The following is a 19,936-nucleotide window of genomic DNA, read 5'->3' on the forward strand; positions in this document are numbered from 1 at the left end:
AAAAGGTCAAAGAAAAGGTGAGGTGGATTATGTTAAAGTTTGGCAAATTTAATAAGTCAGCAGAAGAATTATTAGAGAACTCACATGAAAATATTTATGCAAGAGACGAGAAGGAACTGCATTATGCAGTAGAAGCAAAAACAGTGAGTTTATTAGTTGAAAAAGGAGCGAATGTAAATGCAGTAGATGTAGAAGGATATACAGCACTGCATCTAGCGGTAACGGAGAAACGTCTAGAAATCGTGAGGGAATTGATAAAATCAGGAGGGAATGTAAATGCGGAAGAATATGGAAATAAATGCACACCGCTGCACCTTGCATGCATGATAGGCGAAAAAGAGATAGTGAAAGAATTAGTGAAGGCTGGAGGAGAAATAGAACAAGCGGATAAATTTGGAATGACAGCAATGGATTATGCGAAAAACAGTAAGGAGATCACTGAAATATTGAAGAAAGAAATAGACAGAATTGAGAAGCTATTTATGAAGGGCTAAAAATATGGAGAAGGAAATGGAAAAGAAAGTAATGAATTTAGAGAGAAAACCTTTGAGTGAGCTGAGAAAAACGTGGAAGAAGGTATTTGGGGAAGAGGCACCTAAACATTCAAAGAAATATCTGATACCTAGATTAGCATATAGAATGCAGGAGGAAGCGTATGGAAAAATGTCAAGAAAAGGAGCAAAAAGACTAGAATATCTGGCAGATCGGCTAGAAAAGGGAAAAAGAATAAGTAGCGATAAATTACCAGTAGAAGGGACAGAATTAATACTAGAGAGAGGAGAAGAGACGCATGCAGTAATGGTAACAGATCAGGGTTTAATCTACAGAGAAGAGTTTTACACGTCATTGTCAGCAGTAGCCGGAAAAATAATGGGAATGAGCTACAATGGGCCGCTTCTATTTGGAATGAGAGATAAGGAGAAAGAATGCTGAAAGAGGTAAGATGTGCGATATATACGAGAAAATCAAATGAAGATGGTCTGGAACAAAAGTTTAATAGTCTTGATGCACAACGGGTAGCATGTGAAAAGTACATAAAGAGCAGAGAAGGCTGGGTAATATTGGCCAAAAGGTACGATGATGGAGGTTTCTCAGGAAAGAATTTAGAAAGACCAGCGATAAAGGAATTATTTGAAGATGTAAAAAAAGGAGAGGTAGATTGTGTAGTGGTATATACGCTAGATAGGCTCTCAAGAGAAACAAAAGACAGCATAGAGGTAACATCATTTTTTAGAAGGCACCGAGTAAATTTTGTAGCAGTAACGCAGATATTTGACAATAATACGCCAATGGGAAAGTTTGTACAAACAGTGTTATCAGGAGCAGCACAACTAGAAAGAGAGATGATAGTAGAAAGGGTAAAAAATAAAATAGCAACATCAAAGGAACAAGGATTATGGATGGGAGGAACTTTGCCGCTTGGATATGATGTAAAGGATAAAGAATTAATAATAAATGAGAAAGAAGCAAAAGTGGTAAGGTATATATTTGAGAGGTATATGGAGCTGAGATCAATGGCAGAATTGGCAAGGGAGCTAAATAGTCAAGGTTACAGAACAAAATCAGATATCTTTAAAAAAGCGACGGTAAGGAGAATAATAACAAATCCAATATATATGGGAAAAATACGGCATTATGAGAAAGAGTATGAAGGAAAACATGAAGCGATAATAGAAGAAGAAAAATGGCAAAAAGCACAGGAATTGATAAAGAATCAACCATATAGAAAGGCGAAATACGAGGAAGCGCTACTAAAGGGAATAATTAAGTGCAAGAGCTGTGATGTAAATATGACGCTGACATACTCAAAAAAAGAAAATAAAAGGTACCGATATTATGTGTGCAATAACCATTTAAGGGGGAAGGATTGTGGATCAGTGAACCGAACAATAGTTGCTGGAGAAGTGGAAAAAGAAGTGATGAAGAAAGCTGAACAGCTATATGAAAATTGGAAAGAAAAGACCGAAGAAAAATGGAAAAATTTAAGTTTTGGAAAGCAGAAAGAAGTAGTGAAAAAGTTAATAAAGGGAGTAATGGTTAAGGAAGATGGAATAGAAGTGAGTTCTGAATCAGAGGAAAAGTTTATACCAATAAAGAAGAAAGGAAATAAATGCACGGTAGTAGAACCAGAAGGTAAAACAAACAATGCATTACTGAAAGCAGTGGTAAGAGCCCATTCTTGGAAACGGCAACTAGAAGAGGGAAAATACGAAAGTGTGAAGGAGCTGAGTGCCAAAATTAATATAGGTACAAGACGTATACAGCAAATTTTGAGGTTGAACTATTTAGCACCAAAGATTAAAGAAGACATAGTAAATGGGAGACAGCCAAGAGATTTGAAATTAGTTGATTTGAGAGAAATACCGATGCTGTGGAGTGAGCAATTGGAGAAATTTTATGGTCTTGATTGCATTGTTTAACAAGAGGAGATGAAAACATCGAAGAGAATAGGAAAAGCTGTTGCAAAAAAACTCAAGGATTTATAAGGAAACCACTATTGCAAAATATGAAGGACTTCTAATGCACCAACAGATGTTGAAGAGGTTAAAAATAGTCTTGACGTAAACCAGTGTGACAAAAACTGACATTAAATTATATGAGTATATTAATATAAATAGTAAAGATTTTCAATTTACATATGAAACCAGAGCAAACTATTGAGCAAGAGTCAAACTCACAGAACAACCCTTTTCTGCTGAAATAGAACCATGTTTTTATAGTGAAGGAAATCCCTATATACGAAAAATCATCAAACCAACCAATTGCGGCTGGTGTTGTTGGTGCGTTATTATTGGTGAGCTGTGTTGCGTTTTATGTTTTATTTCGCAGTGGCAGTAGATGTGGTGTATGGGTTTTGCGTTGTATAATGCTACAAAGCCGAATACTAAACTTGAGTAGGTCTATTATCCAGCCTTCTTTGAATCCTGCACGGGAGTGTTAAATAAACTGTGTCAAACCAAGAAATGATGTATTTTAGTTAATATAAAAACGGAGGTTTTACACATGAGTGAAAAAATAGCAAATAACTATGTTGGGTTAGTAAATTATCAAGAGTTAGAGTCAAATATCCTGTCATCTATACGAGAAGGAAGATACCGTCTTGTCAGTCAACAAGAAAATTATAGAAATTGAATCTTAAGCTGTATTACGAAATCAAAAAATACTTTCTATCAACATATACACTAACCAACTACATTAAATAAATTTGTGTAAAATGCTATTTTACATAAGATAGAAAGTACGCATTTTTTGATTTTAAAGTACTAAATTCTCCTCCAACCGCTTTGCCCTGTAATTCTTGATATGGTCAGGATTAAAAGCACTTTTGGATTTTAGAACACCGAAAATGATATGGAGTAGCTTACGCATTGCAGCACCAACGATAGCCATATTATGCTTACCCTTTTCCTTTAATCTCTGGCAAAAACTAATAATGATAGGATTGTGATTCTTAGCTACTATAGCAGGAAAGAAAAGTGCTTTACGTAATGTTTGTGAACCGGATTTACTTAATCTGGGTTTGGCATATACAGAGGAACCTGACGTCATATTTCGTGGTATAACTCCTGTATATGCTGCCAATTGCCTGGCATCTCTAAAAACCTCTATGTCAGGAACTTCAGCTAAAATAGCTATTGCTGATTCTTCTCCTATTCCTGGAATAGTCAATAGAAGTTGAAAATTTTCCAACAATTCTTTATGTTGATTTAATAGTTCACGTACGGAGTTTTTTATTGTTTCTATTTTTTGAGCTATATTCATTGCAAGGTCTTCCCAAGCACTTGCAACTTCTTTAAGCAGTCTCTCTTTTTTTTCTAAGTGGTTATTTACTAATGTTAACTCATCTTTTAACGCAACTGAGCAACGATAAAGATGTTTTAATTTTTTCATTTCAGGAGAAGGTGGTGTCCAACTAGAAGGTTCCTGTCTTTGGCAATAATCAGCAATAACTTCTGCATCGGTCTGATCATTCTTTTGTCGTATCAGCTTACTCCTTGCATAAGATTTTATGCAATAAGGATTTACAACACTAACAGAATGTCCAGCGTTGTGCAGAAACTCAGCCAAAGCTTCGCTATAACAACCAGTAGCCTCCATGCAGGCTTTTACTTCTTCTACATTATGTTTTTGTAGAAAGCTAAGTAAACCTTGAAACCCAGAATCCTCGTTTTTAAAACTCCTTTTTCTAGTTTCACATCTTCCTTTTTTGCTTATGAACGAGAGAAAAACATCAAAGCGATCTTTCGATACATCTATACCTAAAAAGTTGTTGATCATATATAACCCCATGCGTTACCATTAAAAATGAAAAGTAAGGCTAGTCTTGTGAATACAGAATTAGAACCATTTAGGTTTTTCTACGATACCGTCCAGCCTGTACTCTTGAGAAGAGAACTCTTATCTACCTTACAGATTTTATATCTAAGACCACTGACAGAGTTCTTCTCTTCTCCATCTAATGCTTAAGCTTAAAACATTAGATGCTTTTTACAAGATACAAGACCATTGACGGAAAGAGATGGTGCATTAACACCGTTTGTAAAAAGGCTACTGGAAGCGATTCTGGAAGGTGAAATAAAAAATCACTTGTCGGCTAAAAGCGAAGAAAATAATCGAAGAAATTGAAGAAATTCAAAGACTTTACGGACAAGTGCAGGTTCATTTGAGTTATTGACACCAAGAGATAGGGAAGGAAGCTTTGAGCCACAAGTAGTCAGAAAAAGGCAAACAACCGAACTTGAAGCAAAGGTTTTAAGTACATATGCCAGTGGCATGGTATATAGAGATATAGAGTCGCATGTAGAAGAGATATAAAATATCTGTAGCGGAGATATCAAGTATTACTGATAAATTATTGCCTGTAATAAATGAGTGGCGTAGTCGTCCACTGCAATCAGTGTATCCAATAGTGTTTATGGTTTTTTAAGGTCAAAGAAGACGGGCATTGCGTAAGTAAATATATGTAGAATATATTAGCAGAATGAAAGGAAAGAAGTTTTAGGCTTTTATATAGCAGAAAGTGAGGGAGCTAGCTTCTGGTTAGGCGTATTAAATGACTTGAAAGAGAGAGGAATAGAAGACATTTTGATAGCTTGTGTCGATGGCCTAAAAAGCTTTCCTGCAGCTATAAATAGCGTATTTCCTAATGTGGAAGTACAGCTATGTGTAGTGCATCAAATACGGAACTCTCTGAAATACGTATCAAGCAAAAGTTTTCATGAATGATTTGAAAAAAATATACCGCGCTACAAGTAAAGAAATTGCAGAAAATTATTTGCTTGAGCTGGAGGAAAAATGGGGCGAAAAGTATCCATTAGTTGTGAAATCTTGGCAGAACAATTGGGAAAGTTTATCTGGTTACTTCAAGTATTCAGGTCCTGTTAGAAGGCTAGTTTATACCACTAATCCCATCGAGGGGCTACACAGGCAAATTAGGAAATTTACCAAGACCAAAGGCGCATTCACCAGCATAAATGCCTTGTACACCCCAACTATGGATGGCTTTGTTGCATAGCTAGTGTTGGTTGAGGTTATTGTAAGAAGAAAAGCTTTTTAATATATGGCTACTAACGCATTTTGTTGTAAAATAGGCATTTTTCAAACAAGTACAACTTATGCCACAAAAAATGAGAGTAAGTAACCAAAGAGAATATAACGAGTTTCTCAAAAAAAGAGGAAATGTTTTTCATTTTGTTAATCAAGCCATAGAAAATTGGTATGAAAATAGTCCAAAAGTTGCAGGTGGCAATAACACTTATAGTGATAAAGTTGTAATTTTAATACACATAATAGTTCATCTTTTTAGAATTGGCTTGAGACAAGCTGTAGGTTTTGTAAAAGGTTATATGGTACAAATAGGCAAAAAACTTAAGATTATCAGCTATACACAAGCTTCCAGAAGATTTAAAAAGCTTAATTTGAAGATTGATGACCATAGAAGCAATAAAGATGATCTGGAAAATGTTGAAATTGCCGTAGATAGCACTAGAGTTAGTATCTACAATAATAACGGTGGGCATAGTAAGCTTAATATTCGAAAAAGGAAATACAGTGGTTATGGTCAAGTAAGAAAATTACATGTTGTTTTAAACATAAATGATAAGAAAGCAATAAGCATGAACTACACTAGTGGTGTTGCTGTAGACTATTTGCCGGTCTGCGATATGTTAGAAGAAGTCAGTGATAAATATAACATTTGTTCTATTCGAGCAGATGCGGCTTATGATATAAAAAGTGTGTATAAAGAATGCAGAAAATACAATATTGTGCCTATTATTCGCCCTAGGAAGGATACTAAAATTTGTTTAGCTGACTACTTATCAGAAAGAAACAAGTATATTAGTAGAATTAGGTCATATGAGAATTATGAAGATGGTATTAATGAATGGAAGAAAAAAGTTAAGTATGGAGCACGGTCTTATATTGAAGTCTTTTTCTATAGGTTGAAGCAAATATTTGGGTTTGGCTTGAAAAATAAATCAGAGGTAAATCGTGAAAAAGAGCTGTTAATTAAGTGCTACTTATTGAACAAATTTACTGATATAGGTATGGCTAAATTTAAATTAGCTGCGTAAATTCACTGTGATTTACATGCCTATCAGTGCTATGCAACAAAGCCACTATGGATTAGCCAGCAAAGAAAGGCATAGAAATAGAGGGCTTTTTCGACTGCATGGAATAGGAAATCAGAACAGAAAAAACATGAATTAGGAAATTTGTTGGCGATCTGTGTCTTGTGTGCTCAATCTCAAATTTGTTTTTCAAGGAGTCGAAAACAGTCTCAATAATCGATCTTTTCCTTAGTAAAATCTTCTCTTTAAGTGAAATGAGTACGTTTTTCATGCCTTTTTTTACTTTAGTGACGAGTTTTAGGCCTCTATCGAAGAGTTTCTCAAAGAGCTCTTTCTTTATATAGCCCTTATCTCCGAACAAAAGTCCGGTCAGTCTTTTAGTAAGAATTGGCAAAGGTTTTCTGTCATCAACGTTACCTTTAGTTAGAGTAAGTGATTCCAATTTCGTTAATCACCAAGTGCAATTTAAAGCCAAAAAACCAACCATACGTGCTCTTACCAATTTCTGCCAAACCATCAAAAACTTTGTTCTTGGAGATCCTTTTTTTGTGGCAAACAGCGATTGTAGAAGTGTCTATGTAGGAAATACCGGTCATTTTTGCTTGTTTACAGAACCATTGCAAAAGTAATGCTAAATACCATAAAACTCGTGATTTAAGAGCGATAAATCGGTCATATGTTGGCAACTTAGAAAATTCAGATTTATAAAGCGGCAGATAAAGTAGGTAAAAAGCTTTGAAATTTTTGCAAGGGGATTGATGATATAATAGAATTATGGTGAGAATTTCCGAAGTCTGGTATTCTAGTGGGTTTTCTGCCTTTTGATAGGAGCATATTAGCAAAATTATCATCGACTGTGCGACAAAAATCCTCGACGCAACAGTAAAATATCTTTCTTCATGGGTAACCTCTTAATTATTGCTAAAATACTCGAGCTTACCCTGTTTTCCTCTTCTTAGCTGCACTTTTATCTCTTTATTTAATCCATAGTTGGGGTTGTACAAGCTGGTATATTGTGCTATAAGAAAGGTGGAGGAGAAATGGACGATGCCTGTACATGATTGGGCATTATCTATATCTCAACTCGATATTTTTTTCCCTAGTAGATTAAAGATTGAGTTGAATTAAAAATTCGGTTTGACACACTTTTTTGAACATCCCCCTCATTGAGCTTATAGAGCATACTTTTTTAACCATGAGCATGATTATTGCTCCGGACAGGAGGTTCCACATTTTCCAGATAGCCATGACTGTCTACTTTCAATTCATTTCCTAAGTTGTGCTCTATTTTTGTTGCAAACGTAAATCCTAATATTTTGCAAAATTTTTCGAAATATTCTCTTATAATATCAAATAAACTCTTATCGCCATCTTGATAGTTTTTTAACTCCTCAGGAACATCAAGTAATAACTTACCGTCTCTATATATTAGACCCTCTTTACCATTCTGAGATTCAAGTGTAAATTCCATTGAAAATAATATATCACATATTTTTTTCTCAGGAAAATCTAGAAGCTTTACAGGTGCTTTGGGGATTTTACACTCAACTTTTACAGAATTTGGATTTTTGCAGTCAATGTACACTTTTCTATCAACACCACTATTGACATTCATAAATAATTTATGTTTCTCGTAAAGTTCCATCATAAATGGTCCATATATATGTTCATATCCTGCTTGATTGCAATTAGTAGCTAACTCTTCTAGAATATGATCATTTGGAGCTTCTGCTCTAGAATGTTGAAACATCTCCTTAAAAACCTCTTTTGCAAATGAACGATAATTCTTTTCTCCATCTTTATTATTTTTAACCAAGCTAATATGTTTTTTATATAATCGGTCAACAAAATCCCTATCTATATTCTCTCCGTTAATGATGAAATCCATTCTATTAATGTCTTTATATGCTTGCTCACCAGAATTTGCGCTTTTATTATCTTTAGCTCTTAATTTATTAAAACCAAATTCTTTAATTTTAGCCTTTAATGTAACTATTGGATTTGCTTCTGTCATACTTCCCCCTTACTAAAGCCTTCAAAATTAATTATACTATAGGAATTGTTAATAGATTATTGACGATATATAAGTGTAACGATGGCTTTGTACTACCTGTATAATAAATACGCTAAGGCAAAAATTTAGCTGTAGAAAGAATAATGCAACTTTATCGCATTTCATTTTACTATAACTTGACTATAAGAAAAAATCTTATTTTGATTACTACGAGTAGTTCTATAAACCAAATTAATTGTAAAAAAGAGCGAGTGATTTGTGTAGAGCTTAAGATAATTCGTTTCTTAGATTGCTAATTATCTTAGTTAATATTTAATACCTTCTACCTAGCAATTTCTTCCCTCGAATTAGAAACCCTTCTTAATTCTTCACGTTCTGCCCATGAAACCTTTTTGTTGTTAGACTCGCTTATTACTTCAGGACGCATTAATCCACCAGATCTTTCAAAATATCCCTGTTCAATAGCATCGTAGACCCAGTAATTACCAAGCTCGCAATCATTGCCTAACTCTTCTTCGCGACCTTTGAATTTTTCTAATATTTCTTCTCTATTACTCACTTCTACTATAATTTTGCTTTTATTCTGTACGTCAGGATACAGCCTAACGTCTACATTTCCCAAACTGGTATAGAAAGTTAATACTATATCGCTGCCTTCTGTAAGATCTGTGTAATTCCTTATGCCATCTTCAATTTTAATTTCTACTTCACTATTACCGATCTTTACTATATTTCTTCCACACTTTACATCTCCATCTGTTAGACCTAAATCCCTTGCCCCATCTGTTATCTTTATAATGTCTATTTTACTATCTTTAGAATATTCTAAGTAAAAAACGGAGTTGTCTACTCTTGCATCTTTTAGCTCGCTATTGGTTGCACTTTTTGCGATTTCAATAAACTTATGAGAATTGCTAATATAATCTCTATAAGCTTTTTTTAGGTTAGTTTTATGCTCTTTAAATTCTGATGTCAGTGTGTTAGCATCAACTGTATTACCAAACACTGCCCCTTTTGATACTAATTGACATATTATATTACTAGCAACTTTAGGATTTTTTTCTAATTCACTGATTTTTTTCATCACATAATCGGTAAAAGTGTACTCATTACCTGAAAAGAAATCTTGCGAAAGAGAATAGTTTAATCGTACACCAGACTTTATAGCATCGTTTACAATCTTTTCAAGTTCAGCCATATTTTGAGCATGAAACACCTTATCAGAAAACTCATTTAACTTTTCCTTTTGATTTGAGGTTAAATTAACGAGTAATTTACTGACCTGTCGTTTCTTTTGGTGAGAATAATTGATATTTATACGATAATCTAATGCTCCTGCTTTTAGAAATATTTTTCTTAACTCTTGAGCAAGATCTTCATTATCCCAAGCAAAACGATCAACATACGAAAACACTTTTGATTCACCCATTCCTTGCCGAATATTTAGCACTACTTTTAGGTCTAAGTCTCTTTTATGCTTACTTAAAAACTCCTTTAAATTTTTAGTGCAGTCTGAATCACACACAAGTAAGTCATACAATTCCTTATTCAACTTTTTCTGTTTATCAGTTAAAAATAATTCTTCTATATTATAGCAGAGTTTATTAGTTGCTATTTGTTGTGGAGTTTTGCCCTTTCTACTTGTTATATTAGGGTTAGCTCCTTTCAAGAGAAGAGAGTTTGCATTATCGTAATGACCTGTGGCAGCAGCAAGGTATAGTGGTGTTTTTCCTTTATTATCTTGTATGTTAGGATCTGCGCCTGCTTCTAAGAGTAAATCTATAGCCTGATTTCCTGTGCGACGAAATCCACCAATCTTTGCTCCTGCAATTGCATGCAATACTGTTGATTGAGATTCTCCTCTTCTGAGGTTAAGAATTACTTTTAAATCTTTATTGTTTTTATTATCATGTAAGAATTCTTCAAGGGGCTCAGTATTATCAAATGAACCACAGTTAGAAGCTAAACATTTTAGAGCACTAAGTAACTTTTTGTTTAAATTTTTTTGACTTGGTGTAAGATCATGATCTAGAGCAAACCAAACACAAATCTGTTCACTTAATCCAAGTTTGCTATCTATCAAAGATGATGGTTCATTATAGTTTCTAACTGATGGTAAATCTCCTGAGTACCACATATCATTCATCAGTTCATTTAATAAATGCTCTTTAGATGATAGATGTTCTATAATTGATTCATATTCAAAATCAGATGGCTCTGGTTTGGATTTTGGTTTTAGTAGATTGATAATAGATTTTACTATCCCAGTAGACTCACCCATACTTATCCCTCTAAGCTAAGATATATGATACATTGTATGCGATATGTAACATTAAGTCAATAACCATAATCTTTTTACTACTTATGTCGTTTGTTAAGTTTTTATGGTGAGTAATATAAGATCTTTAGACAATCAAGCAGTTTAGCATTTACCCTACAGTACGGCTTGTTGTCTGTTTTGAATTTGTTACTATCTCACACCAACTATTTTTTTTCTTTTCATTAGATAAGGTAATTTTTTCAGAAGATTGACGTAGTGTTTCATGTTTTTCAAAATATCCTCGTTTAATCGCATCATGTACTGAATATCCACCAAGTAAGCAATTTTCTCCTATTTCTTCCTTATCTTTTAATTGATCAAGTTTCTTCTTGTCATCGTCACTTATCTTTACTTCAATTTTATTGTTGTCTTTATCACTAGAACGTAGATGAATACTAATCTTTCCTACTTCAGTAGTAAAAGACATTTCAATGCCACCTTCTAAAACGTCTGTATAATTTCTTTTTCCTCCTACATTTTCAACTCTTACTATACTCTTTCCAACATGAAATATATGATGTCTAAAACTTAAATCTTTCACTTTTGGATTATTTATAACTTTTGCAACCTCAACAGTGCTATCTTGCGAATATTTTACATAAAAATATCCATTATCCATTTCTACGTGTAAAGCTTTGCCTTGGGCACTACTGTTTATAATACCTTCATCTGCTACACTTTTTAGCTTGTTATCGATTTCTTCACGTTCTGCAAAAATCTCATAACTGAACCCATAAGTTGCATACAATAACTTATCATCATAAAAGGAACTGCATTTTACTCTTCCACCTTTTAATAGTAAATTACTCATGATATTGCGTATAATACCTATATTTTTATCATCTGATACACCCTCGTAGGCAGGAATATCTCTTATTCCCTTAGAAACTAAACTTGTTATAGTCTCACTATCGTCTGATAAACTCTCATAAGGTGGTAATCCCTTATGCTGTCGTATTCTATCAGGGATATTTCTTATTTCCTTAAAAATTAAACTTGTTATAGTATACTTATCATCGTTATATTTTGAATTGAGTCTTATCCCTTTTTGCAAATATTTATTTGTTATGCACTCTATACGCTCTAAAGCAGTGTTTGTAAAATTTTCATGCTTATCCCTATAACCTTGATCATTTTTTGCTACTACATCTTTTAACTCTTTACGAAATTCATCAATTAGACTTCTCTCACTTTCAGTCAGTGGTAGATCTAGCTTAATTAAAGCAGAGTCTCTTGGACTAATAGGGTAATTTTTCCAATATAAATCAATATCATCAGTTTTACTCTGATACGACAATGTATGTTTTACACATGTGTCAACAGCCTCCCTAGTTTCATGTCTCTGATCAAGGTCATAACATTCCGAACGATTACTTATTCCTTGGAAAAACAAACTATAATCACCTAAATCTGCTACGTCATTTTCAGGAGTTGGTCCCTCATTGCTATTACGCTCAATTTTTGAATGCCATGGCTCAGTATTTAATTCCTCTCCTAGCTTTTGTTCACTGATAGATTCTACAACATATTTTACTGACTCTGTAACCATACTACCTCCTAGCCTAGATATAGAATATATTATGTACAATATATAATATTGGTCAAGCTAATTTCAACATAATCTTTTTACTACTCATATTTTTGTTAAGTTTTTATGGTGAGTAACAATGGAGTATGTAGATAGGTTAAAAGTTGCTTATGACTGCAAATTTGAGCTAATTTTACTATAGATTAAAATAGTTAAGACCTATACTTGATATCACTACTATAAGAGCATGATGAATTATACTTTAAAGGAGTACGGAAACTGCTGAAGCTTATACAGTAACCTGCGGAGCCACTTCAGCAGAATAAACAAACACATGCCAGTATTAGTAGAGAATTATTTATAAGTCAACTAACTTTTTCAAAAAATATTTTAGTGAAGATACCATGCTAGCTAAAGAATTGAATTATTGACTCTTCCTAAGATTGCAAAAAAGGTCGTATATTTGTGAGAACAAGCCGTGTAAAAATAAGGTTATAAAAATAGAAGATTTAAATTATTTTCATAAGCTTAGGCAAAATAGTTCGTATATAGATATGGATGAAATGCGCTAATATGGATAGTTTTAGCGTATAATGAAATCACTATATTAAAAAGTTCGTATGGTACACATGGTAGTCCAACTCATCCCAAAACAAACTCTTCTCACCGCCCTTGGTTTTGGTTGCTGGAAATGGTTATTTTATTTAAGTTCTTAGTAAAACACATTAATAAATCAACATTACTCCACTTGCAAATGTATAGAATGCAATTCTTTTTATTAACACTTGTATAGAAATATTCCAAACTTCCCTATAACTTTTTCTGGCTAAGGTAACTACGTTCTGCAGTAAATATTGGACATATACAGCGCATCTTACGTTTAAATTATCTGACACCCCAAAAGTTAAGAAAGACATTTTGAATGGAACACAATCATACCATCTTAAACTAGCCGACTTAAAGAAGATACATCTGTCATAGAGCAAGCAATTTGAGATTTTTTATAGTCAAGGGATCGTTATTTGTTGGAGCAACATCAACTATGGTACTATATGACCACTCAACATAAAACCGCTGCAAAACTATATAGAATTTACAAACCCATTACTAGTGATATGGTAGGAAAATGAAATTAGTATAGTACTCCCTACCACACACTTATAAGGCCTTAACAAAACATTGAATTTTACTACTTACCCTTAGAACTACCTGCAGAATTAACCCGAACTATATCAAGGGCTTCTGTTATTTTAGTAGATACTCCATCTTTTTCAAGATCTATATCTTCCATTTTTTTTAATTTCTCTTGTTTATCTTTTAACAAATCATTCAGATTCTTGTGCATAGTGTCATCTCTTTCCAAAGACCCTCGTGCCATTACTATTGCACCTGTCAGTACTTCACATTCTTTTATTTTTAATTCTTTATAGCTATCCCTACTTTTGAACTTTTCATTATGAATTGCATCAAGAAGAGTGACAATATTATCAAATTTACCTTCAAGAATATACTCTCTCATTAATGATTTTTCTGCCTCATAAAAAGCAGTTCTTGATGTTTTACCACCTCTTATTTGGTCGTCACCTTTCATTAGGTTATTTTCCACCCATTGTGTAATCAAGTCAGGGTTATTATTATTCACTGCATCACATAAGAAATCTGAGTGTGCTTCTTCAAATGCCATCTGTAAATTACTTTTACGTTTTTTCATATAACCTCCTATATGTATATGTTCCTTAACGCCTTCTCCTTTTAAGAGTTGCTCAATATTAGTGACAACTCCTTCTTTTGGTAGTTCTGTAATATCACTTCCATCGATACCACCTTCTCCTGGCAGTTTTTTAGTGTGACTTTCATCTACAATGATACTGCTTGCTTCAGAAAAAGACTGATTTTGTTCTTGATATTTTTCAAGTGTTCGATTTACCCAATCATCATTTAGTACTTCTCCAATTCTTTCGTGAAATGGCGCATTAATATAGTCTTGCTGTACTAAATTTATAAAAGAATTTAGTACCTCTTGCATTCCATTTCCTAATCCTTCTTCCACTGCACTTTCCATAAAACCATCCTTCAAGTACCTGTATGGCACTAGATGAATAATAACATGAGAAACAATTTTACTAGATAGTATTTTTCCTATTAATTTATTAGCCATTCCTGAACGAAATATTGCTTTATCATTATAACCTTTTGCTTCATTTATTTTTAACCTTCTATATTCATCTCCTTCTTGTAGTAAATATTCTGCTTCTCTTATACCACCAGCAGAAGGATATACTTTGATAGCATCCCCTGCCTCTCTTCTTGGCGCTAATACTCTTTTTTCCAACGGTTTAAAATCAAATACTTCATACAAATGTTTTGCTACATGATTATAAAGAACATCATTTAGATTATTTTTATTAATCTTCCCATTATAATTACCTAAATCTTGACTATGTGTTCTAATAGTAGAATTACACTTTTCATTATAATCATCCAAATATTTCTTACTTTCTTTTTCATTGATATTATATGAAGTAGTTTTTAGTAAAGAATTTAAAACACTCAACACACATGCTGTTCTCTTTACTATATATCCTTCATTATTCACAATTCTAATACGAAGATTATAATCTTCGACTATCTCTTGAGTGATTTCGTCATGTAGCAATACACTAAACACCTTTGCTTTAGGTTCTTTTGCATCGTTTTGGCTCTCATATAAACGAATTTCTTCTGATAGAGTATTACCTTCTTCAGGAAAAGCAGCATGTATGTCTTGATTAAACATAGTTAATATTATTCTGGCAACTCCCTCACACATTATTGTAACAGTGTTTATATCTTCTGCAGCTAATCCATCAGTTAGATAATCAATTCCATGACTTATGTATTGTCTAAGTCTTGCATTAAAACCAGTGCGAGCTTCTTTTATTTCTTCTTCTGTAAAAATTTTTTCTTTGTTAATGGTTTCGATAATCTCTTTATCGTATATTAAGTGATATCTATTGCGTTGTCCTTTTTTAGTTTTAGTCGTGAGTTTAAATTTATTATGTTCATCAGAAGAAATAATATTATTTTGTCGAAGTTGATCATACTGTCCTTCTGTCAAACACAAACCTTCTCTGCTTATTATTAGTGGAGTCATAACTTGTTCTACCATGTTTTTCACATGTAATATGTAGCCACCTTTTTCTTTTACTTTCACCGCACTTTCAATAGCACTCTTTATCGAAGAATATGGTATAACATGACGCATTTGTTTTGTAGAACTTCCCAATACCTTTGGACGTCCTACTACAGCGATTTTAGTATCATCTTTACTATCAACTATAATATCTACTAGCACATCAGGGCTCATCTCTATTTTAAGCAGATCTTCTAAAAACTTATACGCGTAAGCCTTATCATGTCCTCTAGGTATATTTCTTCGGGTAATTGGTGTAGAAGTATGTGGAGGAGAAAAAGGAACATTTAATGCCTCAAATCTATTACATGGACCTTTCACATTTTTAGGAAATTCTTGTTTTTTAGAAAACGGTTTACAGACTAATCCTCCATCTTTTCTTATGAACATTTTATGCTCTTTAAATGCGAATGATTGGCCGCTGGGTAGTGCGTTTTTCATCAATACCCTCTCCCCTTCACTGAATCTTGAGCCAGAAATGTTTTCCGTACGAGAAATAGTGTAGCATCTTACAATCTGTTGATCCTGTGAATCTTTTTCATTAGTGAGAACAGCAAACTTTAAACGTTCTTCTTTAGTGCCATTTTGATTATTAGAATAACCCAAATAAATTCCTTTACTGTCTGCAAAGATATTGGCAAAATGGAAAGACTCGCCAAGGTAACCTTCAATATCTTTTTTAAGATCATTAAGAGGCTCATCACTTCCTCTGGAATTTTGTTTGTATCCGTTCAGGAGAGTGGTTTAAGAAACAATAGATAAGAGGTTTTGGAAAGGATTGAGACCCCTTTGTTTCCATGTTAAGTATAACGAAATTATCCGTTCAAGGAATGCATTTCCCCGCTTTGATTGTGTAAAATACGAATTTTTGCGGTAAACGACATAATGCCGTATCTGCTGTTCAGCATGGTTGTTTGTCAGCGGAATGTTTTTTGGGTCATCTAAAAAATTCCACATCATTCTTTCAGATTTCAAAATATTTTTCGCAACTCGAGAGGCTCCAATTGCTTCAGGTAAGTAGGATATTTCCTTCAAGTAATACCTTGTACGTTTTCGCAACTTTCTGGCACGTCTGGCAAATCTAAAAACATCTATCTCATTTTTTAGCAAAGCCTTTTTTAGTGCAAATAATTCAGTAGCTACATTTCTTAAGTAACAGCCAAGAACTTTGACTTCAATATTCCAACTATGCGCTAATCTTTCAAAATCCCTTGCTAAGTGTGCCCAGCAGATTTGCCTTTTTTCATCAGCAAAGTAATTGTATACTGCGTACCTGTCGGTTACCACTAAGCTATTATGATTGCAGCATGCGTTATTTTTTAAAACTTTCATTCCTCTTGACTCTGTCAACTTCACAAAACTTGCCGTATTGCTTGCAAACATCCAACACCAAGCGAGTTTACCTTTGTTATAATGGCTCGTTTCATCAATATGTAGAACTTTACTCCTACTTATCTCTTGTTCGATCTGCTCATACATTTTTTTGCATTTTGAAGCAACTCTATGTTCACTATTTGATATGCTAACGACGCTTATGTTCAAATTGAAGATATCATTTACGACACTCGCTATTTCGCGTTTTGAATTTTTGTAGAATCCGCTGAACGCTGCAATTATTGACTTAACCCTTGGACCAAATGTATCTGACGTAACACCTTCTGGTAACTTACTGCTTCTTCTTTTTCCGCATCTCCGGCAACGACCATGCTCCATCTGATATTCCACTACATAAGGCCTAATTTCCGGAAGATCAACTTTTTGATGAATGTACGGTCCATTGCATATTGCAATCCCTCCTCCGCATTCACAAGTAGATGACAACTTTACTTTTATCACCTCATCTGCATCCATTTTGGCGCGAAAACTTCCTTTATGACCAACCTGACCACCAACGTTTCTGTCGCTCTTTGGCTTGTCCTTTTTTATTTTGTACAACTCTCTAGAGCTTGGTAGAGATGAATTTTTCGAGTTTAAACCAAGCCTTTCCTTTAATTCAGCGTTCTCTATCTTTAAAGCCTTGTTCTCTGCTTTTAAACTTTCATTCTCCCTTTCCAGCTTTTCTATTTTTGCTTCTAACTTTTCTATTTTTTGCTGTAAATTTTTGCAAAGCTCTAAAAGGTTTACCACATTACCTCACTTTTGCTCTATGATTATCTTTTTAGATCACCTTGTCTACCTTATTCTGCCACTCCGCTGAACGGATACCACTAAAAAGTTCAATGAATGGTTGCAAAATCCTTTCTATAAAAAGTTTGCTTTCTGGTTCATCGCATATACCACTAATCATTTTATTGAAAGTTTTTTCGCTGTTTTGTAAAAATAAATAGCTTTCTACTGATTGCACAATAGACAAGGCAGTTAAAATTCCTCCTATCACTAAACAAGAAGCTATAGCAGGTACGGTACCCACTGCAATTCCAGTTGCGATTAATGATAAACCAGCTAAGAGTGTAAAGGCTGAAACGCAAAACGCTATTTGATGTTTTTCTTTATTTTTAACCATAAATGCCTCACAAAAATTACATTTCTAGTATATCCGTATATATAATGTACTGTCAAGTTTTTAAAGAAGATTAAAAAATGCAACGCACATGTGCAAAATATGAACTAGGTATATAATTCACAATGCAGCGGTATTTCACTAATCCAATTATTTTTTTCCTGATCTAGCCTATCATTCAATATTGCTTGTCTTATTGATTCCATCAACTTATTCATGAAGAAAACATTGTGAATGGTAACGAGTGTATAAGCCAGCAACTCTTTAGCTTTCAGTAGATGGTGTATATAAGCTCTTGAATGTTTTCTGCAGGTAAAGCACAAACAATCACTCTCAATTGGGTTATCATCTAGTTCGAATCGTTGATTTCGCAAATTAATATGCTCTTTGCACTTTGAAGAAATAGAATCTCTATTTTTTACTTTAACAAGCGCGCCACCATGTCTTGCGAGGCGAGTTGGATGCACGCAATCAAATGTATCAACTCCAAGCTCTACTCCACGAAAAATGTCTACAATTCCACCAATACCAAGCAAATGAGTAGGCCTATCTTTTTTTAAATGTTCCATAGTAAAGGAAACTACATCATACATCTGCTCTTTACTTTGACCAAGTGATCCACCTATTGCTTGACCAAAAAATGGCAAATCGTTGATAAAATCACAACTTTCTCTACGCAAATCTTGATACACTCCGCCTTGACTAATTCCATAAAGCACCTGTTTGCCATTATTATTTTTTTCAAATTCATTTAAAGAACGTTCAGCCCATCTATGGCTCATGAGCATCGATTTCCTTGTGTACTCCTTGCTGACGTGAAATGGAGTACATTCATCTAAAACTAAGATTAAATCTGCACCTAATTTTTGTTGAATTTGTATCGACTTTTCAGGAGTTAGACAATAAGTTTTACCATTTATGTAAGAACGAAAAATTGCCCCATCCTCGTTAATTTTGATCAGAGTTTTTTGTTTCTGTCTTACTCCCTTTATCTCTTCTGAAACTGATCCGTGTCCTAAACTAAATATCTGGTATCCACCAGAATCAGTGAGCATTGGCCCACTCCATCCCATCATCTTGTGCAAGCCACCAAGCTTTGCCACAGTATCCTCTCCCGGTTGGAGCATTAGGTGATAGGTGTTGGAAAGTATTATCTGAGTACCTGCTTCTCTGATTCTCTCGATATCTGCAGCTTTAATAGCAGCTTTGGTTGCACAAAATATAAATGCTGGTGTTTCTATACTTCCATTTGGAGTTTTGATCGTTCCAACTCTTGCAGAACCTGATTGCTTGGTTATCCTAAACGAGAACTTTTCCATCTATTTACTTGAAAGTTCTGCTATGATATTTTCCACTTTTTCAGGAGTGAGGTTTTCATAAAAATCGTTATTGATCTGTACAACAGGGGCATTAACACATGCACCAAGACATTCAACTTCCTTTAAAGTAAATAGATTATCTTTAGTGGTTTCACCGATATTGATTCCTAGTTTCTTTTTAAAGGTATTTAACACTTCTTCGCTATTACATAACCAGCAAGGAGTTGTTCTACAAACTTGTATTAGATATTTACCTACTGGCTTTAAATTATACATGGTGTAAAAATTTGCCACTTCATATACGCGAATATGTGGAATATGAAGCATGTCAGCAACGTAGCGCATGGCAGATTCAGAAACCCATCCGCATTGTTCTTGTACTAGATACAGTAAAGGCATAACAGCGCTTCCTTCTCTACCTTTAGGATACATCTCTATAGACTTTTTTGCTTTGCTAAGATTGTCTGGTGTAAAACTAAACTGCTCTTCTTTCTCTTTCATCTAATAAGGT

The 19,936-nt window shown here is 33.9% G+C and carries 15 protein-coding genes and 3 pseudogenes; 7 read left to right on the forward strand and 11 right to left on the reverse strand.

Annotation, left to right across the window (positions count from 1 at the left end; genetic code table 11):
* Nucleotides 1-29: 29 nt before the first annotated feature.
* The 4 genes from ONG75_RS03285 to ONG75_RS03300 all read left to right on the forward strand — a co-directional run bounded on the left by ONG75_RS03285 (nucleotide 30) and on the right by ONG75_RS03300 (nucleotide 3,132).
* The gene (locus ONG75_RS03285; RefSeq protein WP_264375436.1) at nucleotides 30-494 is read left to right on the forward strand and encodes an ankyrin repeat domain-containing protein; all 465 of its coding nucleotides are present in this window, start codon (nucleotides 30-32) and stop codon (nucleotides 492-494) included.
* A gap of 4 nt (nucleotides 495-498) precedes the next feature.
* Complete coding sequence (locus tag ONG75_RS03290) at nucleotides 499-933, forward strand: DUF2924 domain-containing protein (RefSeq protein ID WP_264375437.1); 435 nt, start codon at nucleotides 499-501, stop codon at nucleotides 931-933.
* Entirely contained in the window at nucleotides 927-2,420 is a 1,494-nt protein-coding gene (locus ONG75_RS03295; protein ID WP_264375438.1) for a recombinase family protein, read from the forward strand. Before ONG75_RS03290 ends, ONG75_RS03295 begins: the two co-directional genes overlap by 7 nt.
* Before the next feature lie 583 nt (nucleotides 2,421-3,003).
* Entirely contained in the window at nucleotides 3,004-3,132 is a 129-nt protein-coding gene (locus ONG75_RS03300; protein WP_264375439.1) for a hypothetical protein, read from the forward strand.
* Between the two features lie 123 nt (nucleotides 3,133-3,255).
* Here the strand turns inward: ONG75_RS03300 and ONG75_RS03305 are convergent, their stop codons facing one another.
* Nucleotides 3,256-4,278, reverse strand: coding sequence for an IS110 family RNA-guided transposase (locus tag ONG75_RS03305; protein WP_264375440.1), 1,023 nt, complete (start codon nucleotides 4,276-4,278; stop codon nucleotides 3,256-3,258).
* A gap of 219 nt (nucleotides 4,279-4,497) precedes the next feature.
* On the opposite strand from ONG75_RS03305, the pseudogene ONG75_RS03310 reads away from it, so the two are divergent.
* A pseudogene (locus ONG75_RS03310) lies at nucleotides 4,498-5,485 on the forward strand (IS256 family transposase); the annotation flags it as partial.
* Nucleotides 5,486-5,615: 130 nt separating this feature from the next.
* Nucleotides 5,616-6,575, forward strand: a complete 960-nt coding sequence (locus ONG75_RS03315; protein WP_264375556.1) for an IS5 family transposase — start codon at nucleotides 5,616-5,618, stop codon at nucleotides 6,573-6,575.
* 52 nt (nucleotides 6,576-6,627) lie between these two features.
* On the opposite strand, the pseudogene ONG75_RS03320 reads toward ONG75_RS03315, so the two are convergent.
* Nucleotides 6,628-7,463 (reverse strand): annotated as a pseudogene (locus ONG75_RS03320) (IS982 family transposase).
* A 105-nt stretch (nucleotides 7,464-7,568) separates the two neighbouring features.
* Between ONG75_RS03320 and ONG75_RS03325 the strand changes: the two are divergent.
* Nucleotides 7,569-7,700 (forward strand): annotated as a pseudogene (locus ONG75_RS03325) (IS256 family transposase); the annotation flags it as partial.
* A 61-nt stretch (nucleotides 7,701-7,761) separates the two neighbouring features.
* Here ONG75_RS03325 and ONG75_RS03330 read toward each other — a convergent pair.
* The 9 genes from ONG75_RS03330 to nuoE form a co-directional block, all read right to left on the reverse strand.
* The gene (locus ONG75_RS03330; protein WP_264375772.1) at nucleotides 7,762-8,586 is read right to left on the reverse strand and encodes a hypothetical protein; all 825 of its coding nucleotides are present in this window, start codon (nucleotides 8,584-8,586) and stop codon (nucleotides 7,762-7,764) included.
* 322 nt (nucleotides 8,587-8,908) lie between these two features.
* Nucleotides 8,909-10,867 carry an ankyrin repeat domain-containing protein gene (locus tag ONG75_RS03335; protein ID WP_264375773.1) on the reverse strand — a complete coding sequence of 653 codons (1,959 nt, stop codon included), beginning with the start codon at nucleotides 10,865-10,867 and terminating at the stop codon, nucleotides 8,909-8,911.
* 148 nt (nucleotides 10,868-11,015) lie between these two features.
* The gene (locus ONG75_RS03340) at nucleotides 11,016-12,455 is read right to left on the reverse strand and encodes a hypothetical protein (protein ID WP_264375774.1); all 1,440 of its coding nucleotides are present in this window, start codon (nucleotides 12,453-12,455) and stop codon (nucleotides 11,016-11,018) included.
* A gap of 704 nt (nucleotides 12,456-13,159) precedes the next feature.
* Nucleotides 13,160-13,351 carry a hypothetical protein gene (locus ONG75_RS03345; protein WP_264375775.1) on the reverse strand — a complete coding sequence of 64 codons (192 nt, stop codon included), beginning with the start codon at nucleotides 13,349-13,351 and terminating at the stop codon, nucleotides 13,160-13,162.
* A 272-nt stretch (nucleotides 13,352-13,623) separates the two neighbouring features.
* Nucleotides 13,624-16,212, reverse strand: a complete 2,589-nt coding sequence (locus ONG75_RS03350; RefSeq protein ID WP_264375776.1) for a hypothetical protein — start codon at nucleotides 16,210-16,212, stop codon at nucleotides 13,624-13,626.
* Nucleotides 16,213-16,350: 138 nt separating this feature from the next.
* Entirely contained in the window at nucleotides 16,351-17,733 is a 1,383-nt protein-coding gene (gene tnpC, locus ONG75_RS03355; RefSeq protein WP_264375454.1) for an IS66 family transposase, read from the reverse strand.
* Between the two features lie 31 nt (nucleotides 17,734-17,764).
* Nucleotides 17,765-18,109 carry a WD_0736 family protein gene (locus ONG75_RS03360; protein WP_264375777.1) on the reverse strand — a complete coding sequence of 115 codons (345 nt, stop codon included), beginning with the start codon at nucleotides 18,107-18,109 and terminating at the stop codon, nucleotides 17,765-17,767.
* A gap of 104 nt (nucleotides 18,110-18,213) precedes the next feature.
* A complete protein-coding gene (gene tgt / locus ONG75_RS03365; protein ID WP_254229541.1) occupies nucleotides 18,214-19,425 on the reverse strand; it encodes a tRNA guanosine(34) transglycosylase Tgt in 1,212 nt (403 codons plus the stop codon).
* On the reverse strand, nucleotides 19,426-19,926 hold the full coding sequence (nuoE, locus tag ONG75_RS03370; RefSeq protein ID WP_064085503.1) for an NADH-quinone oxidoreductase subunit NuoE: 501 nt from the start codon (nucleotides 19,924-19,926) through the stop codon (nucleotides 19,426-19,428).
* Between the last annotated feature and the right edge of the window lie 10 nt (nucleotides 19,927-19,936).

Origin of the sequence: Wolbachia endosymbiont (group B) of Sphaerophoria taeniata (assembly GCF_947179355.1) — a bacterium.
GTDB lineage: Bacteria > Pseudomonadota > Alphaproteobacteria > Rickettsiales > Anaplasmataceae > Wolbachia.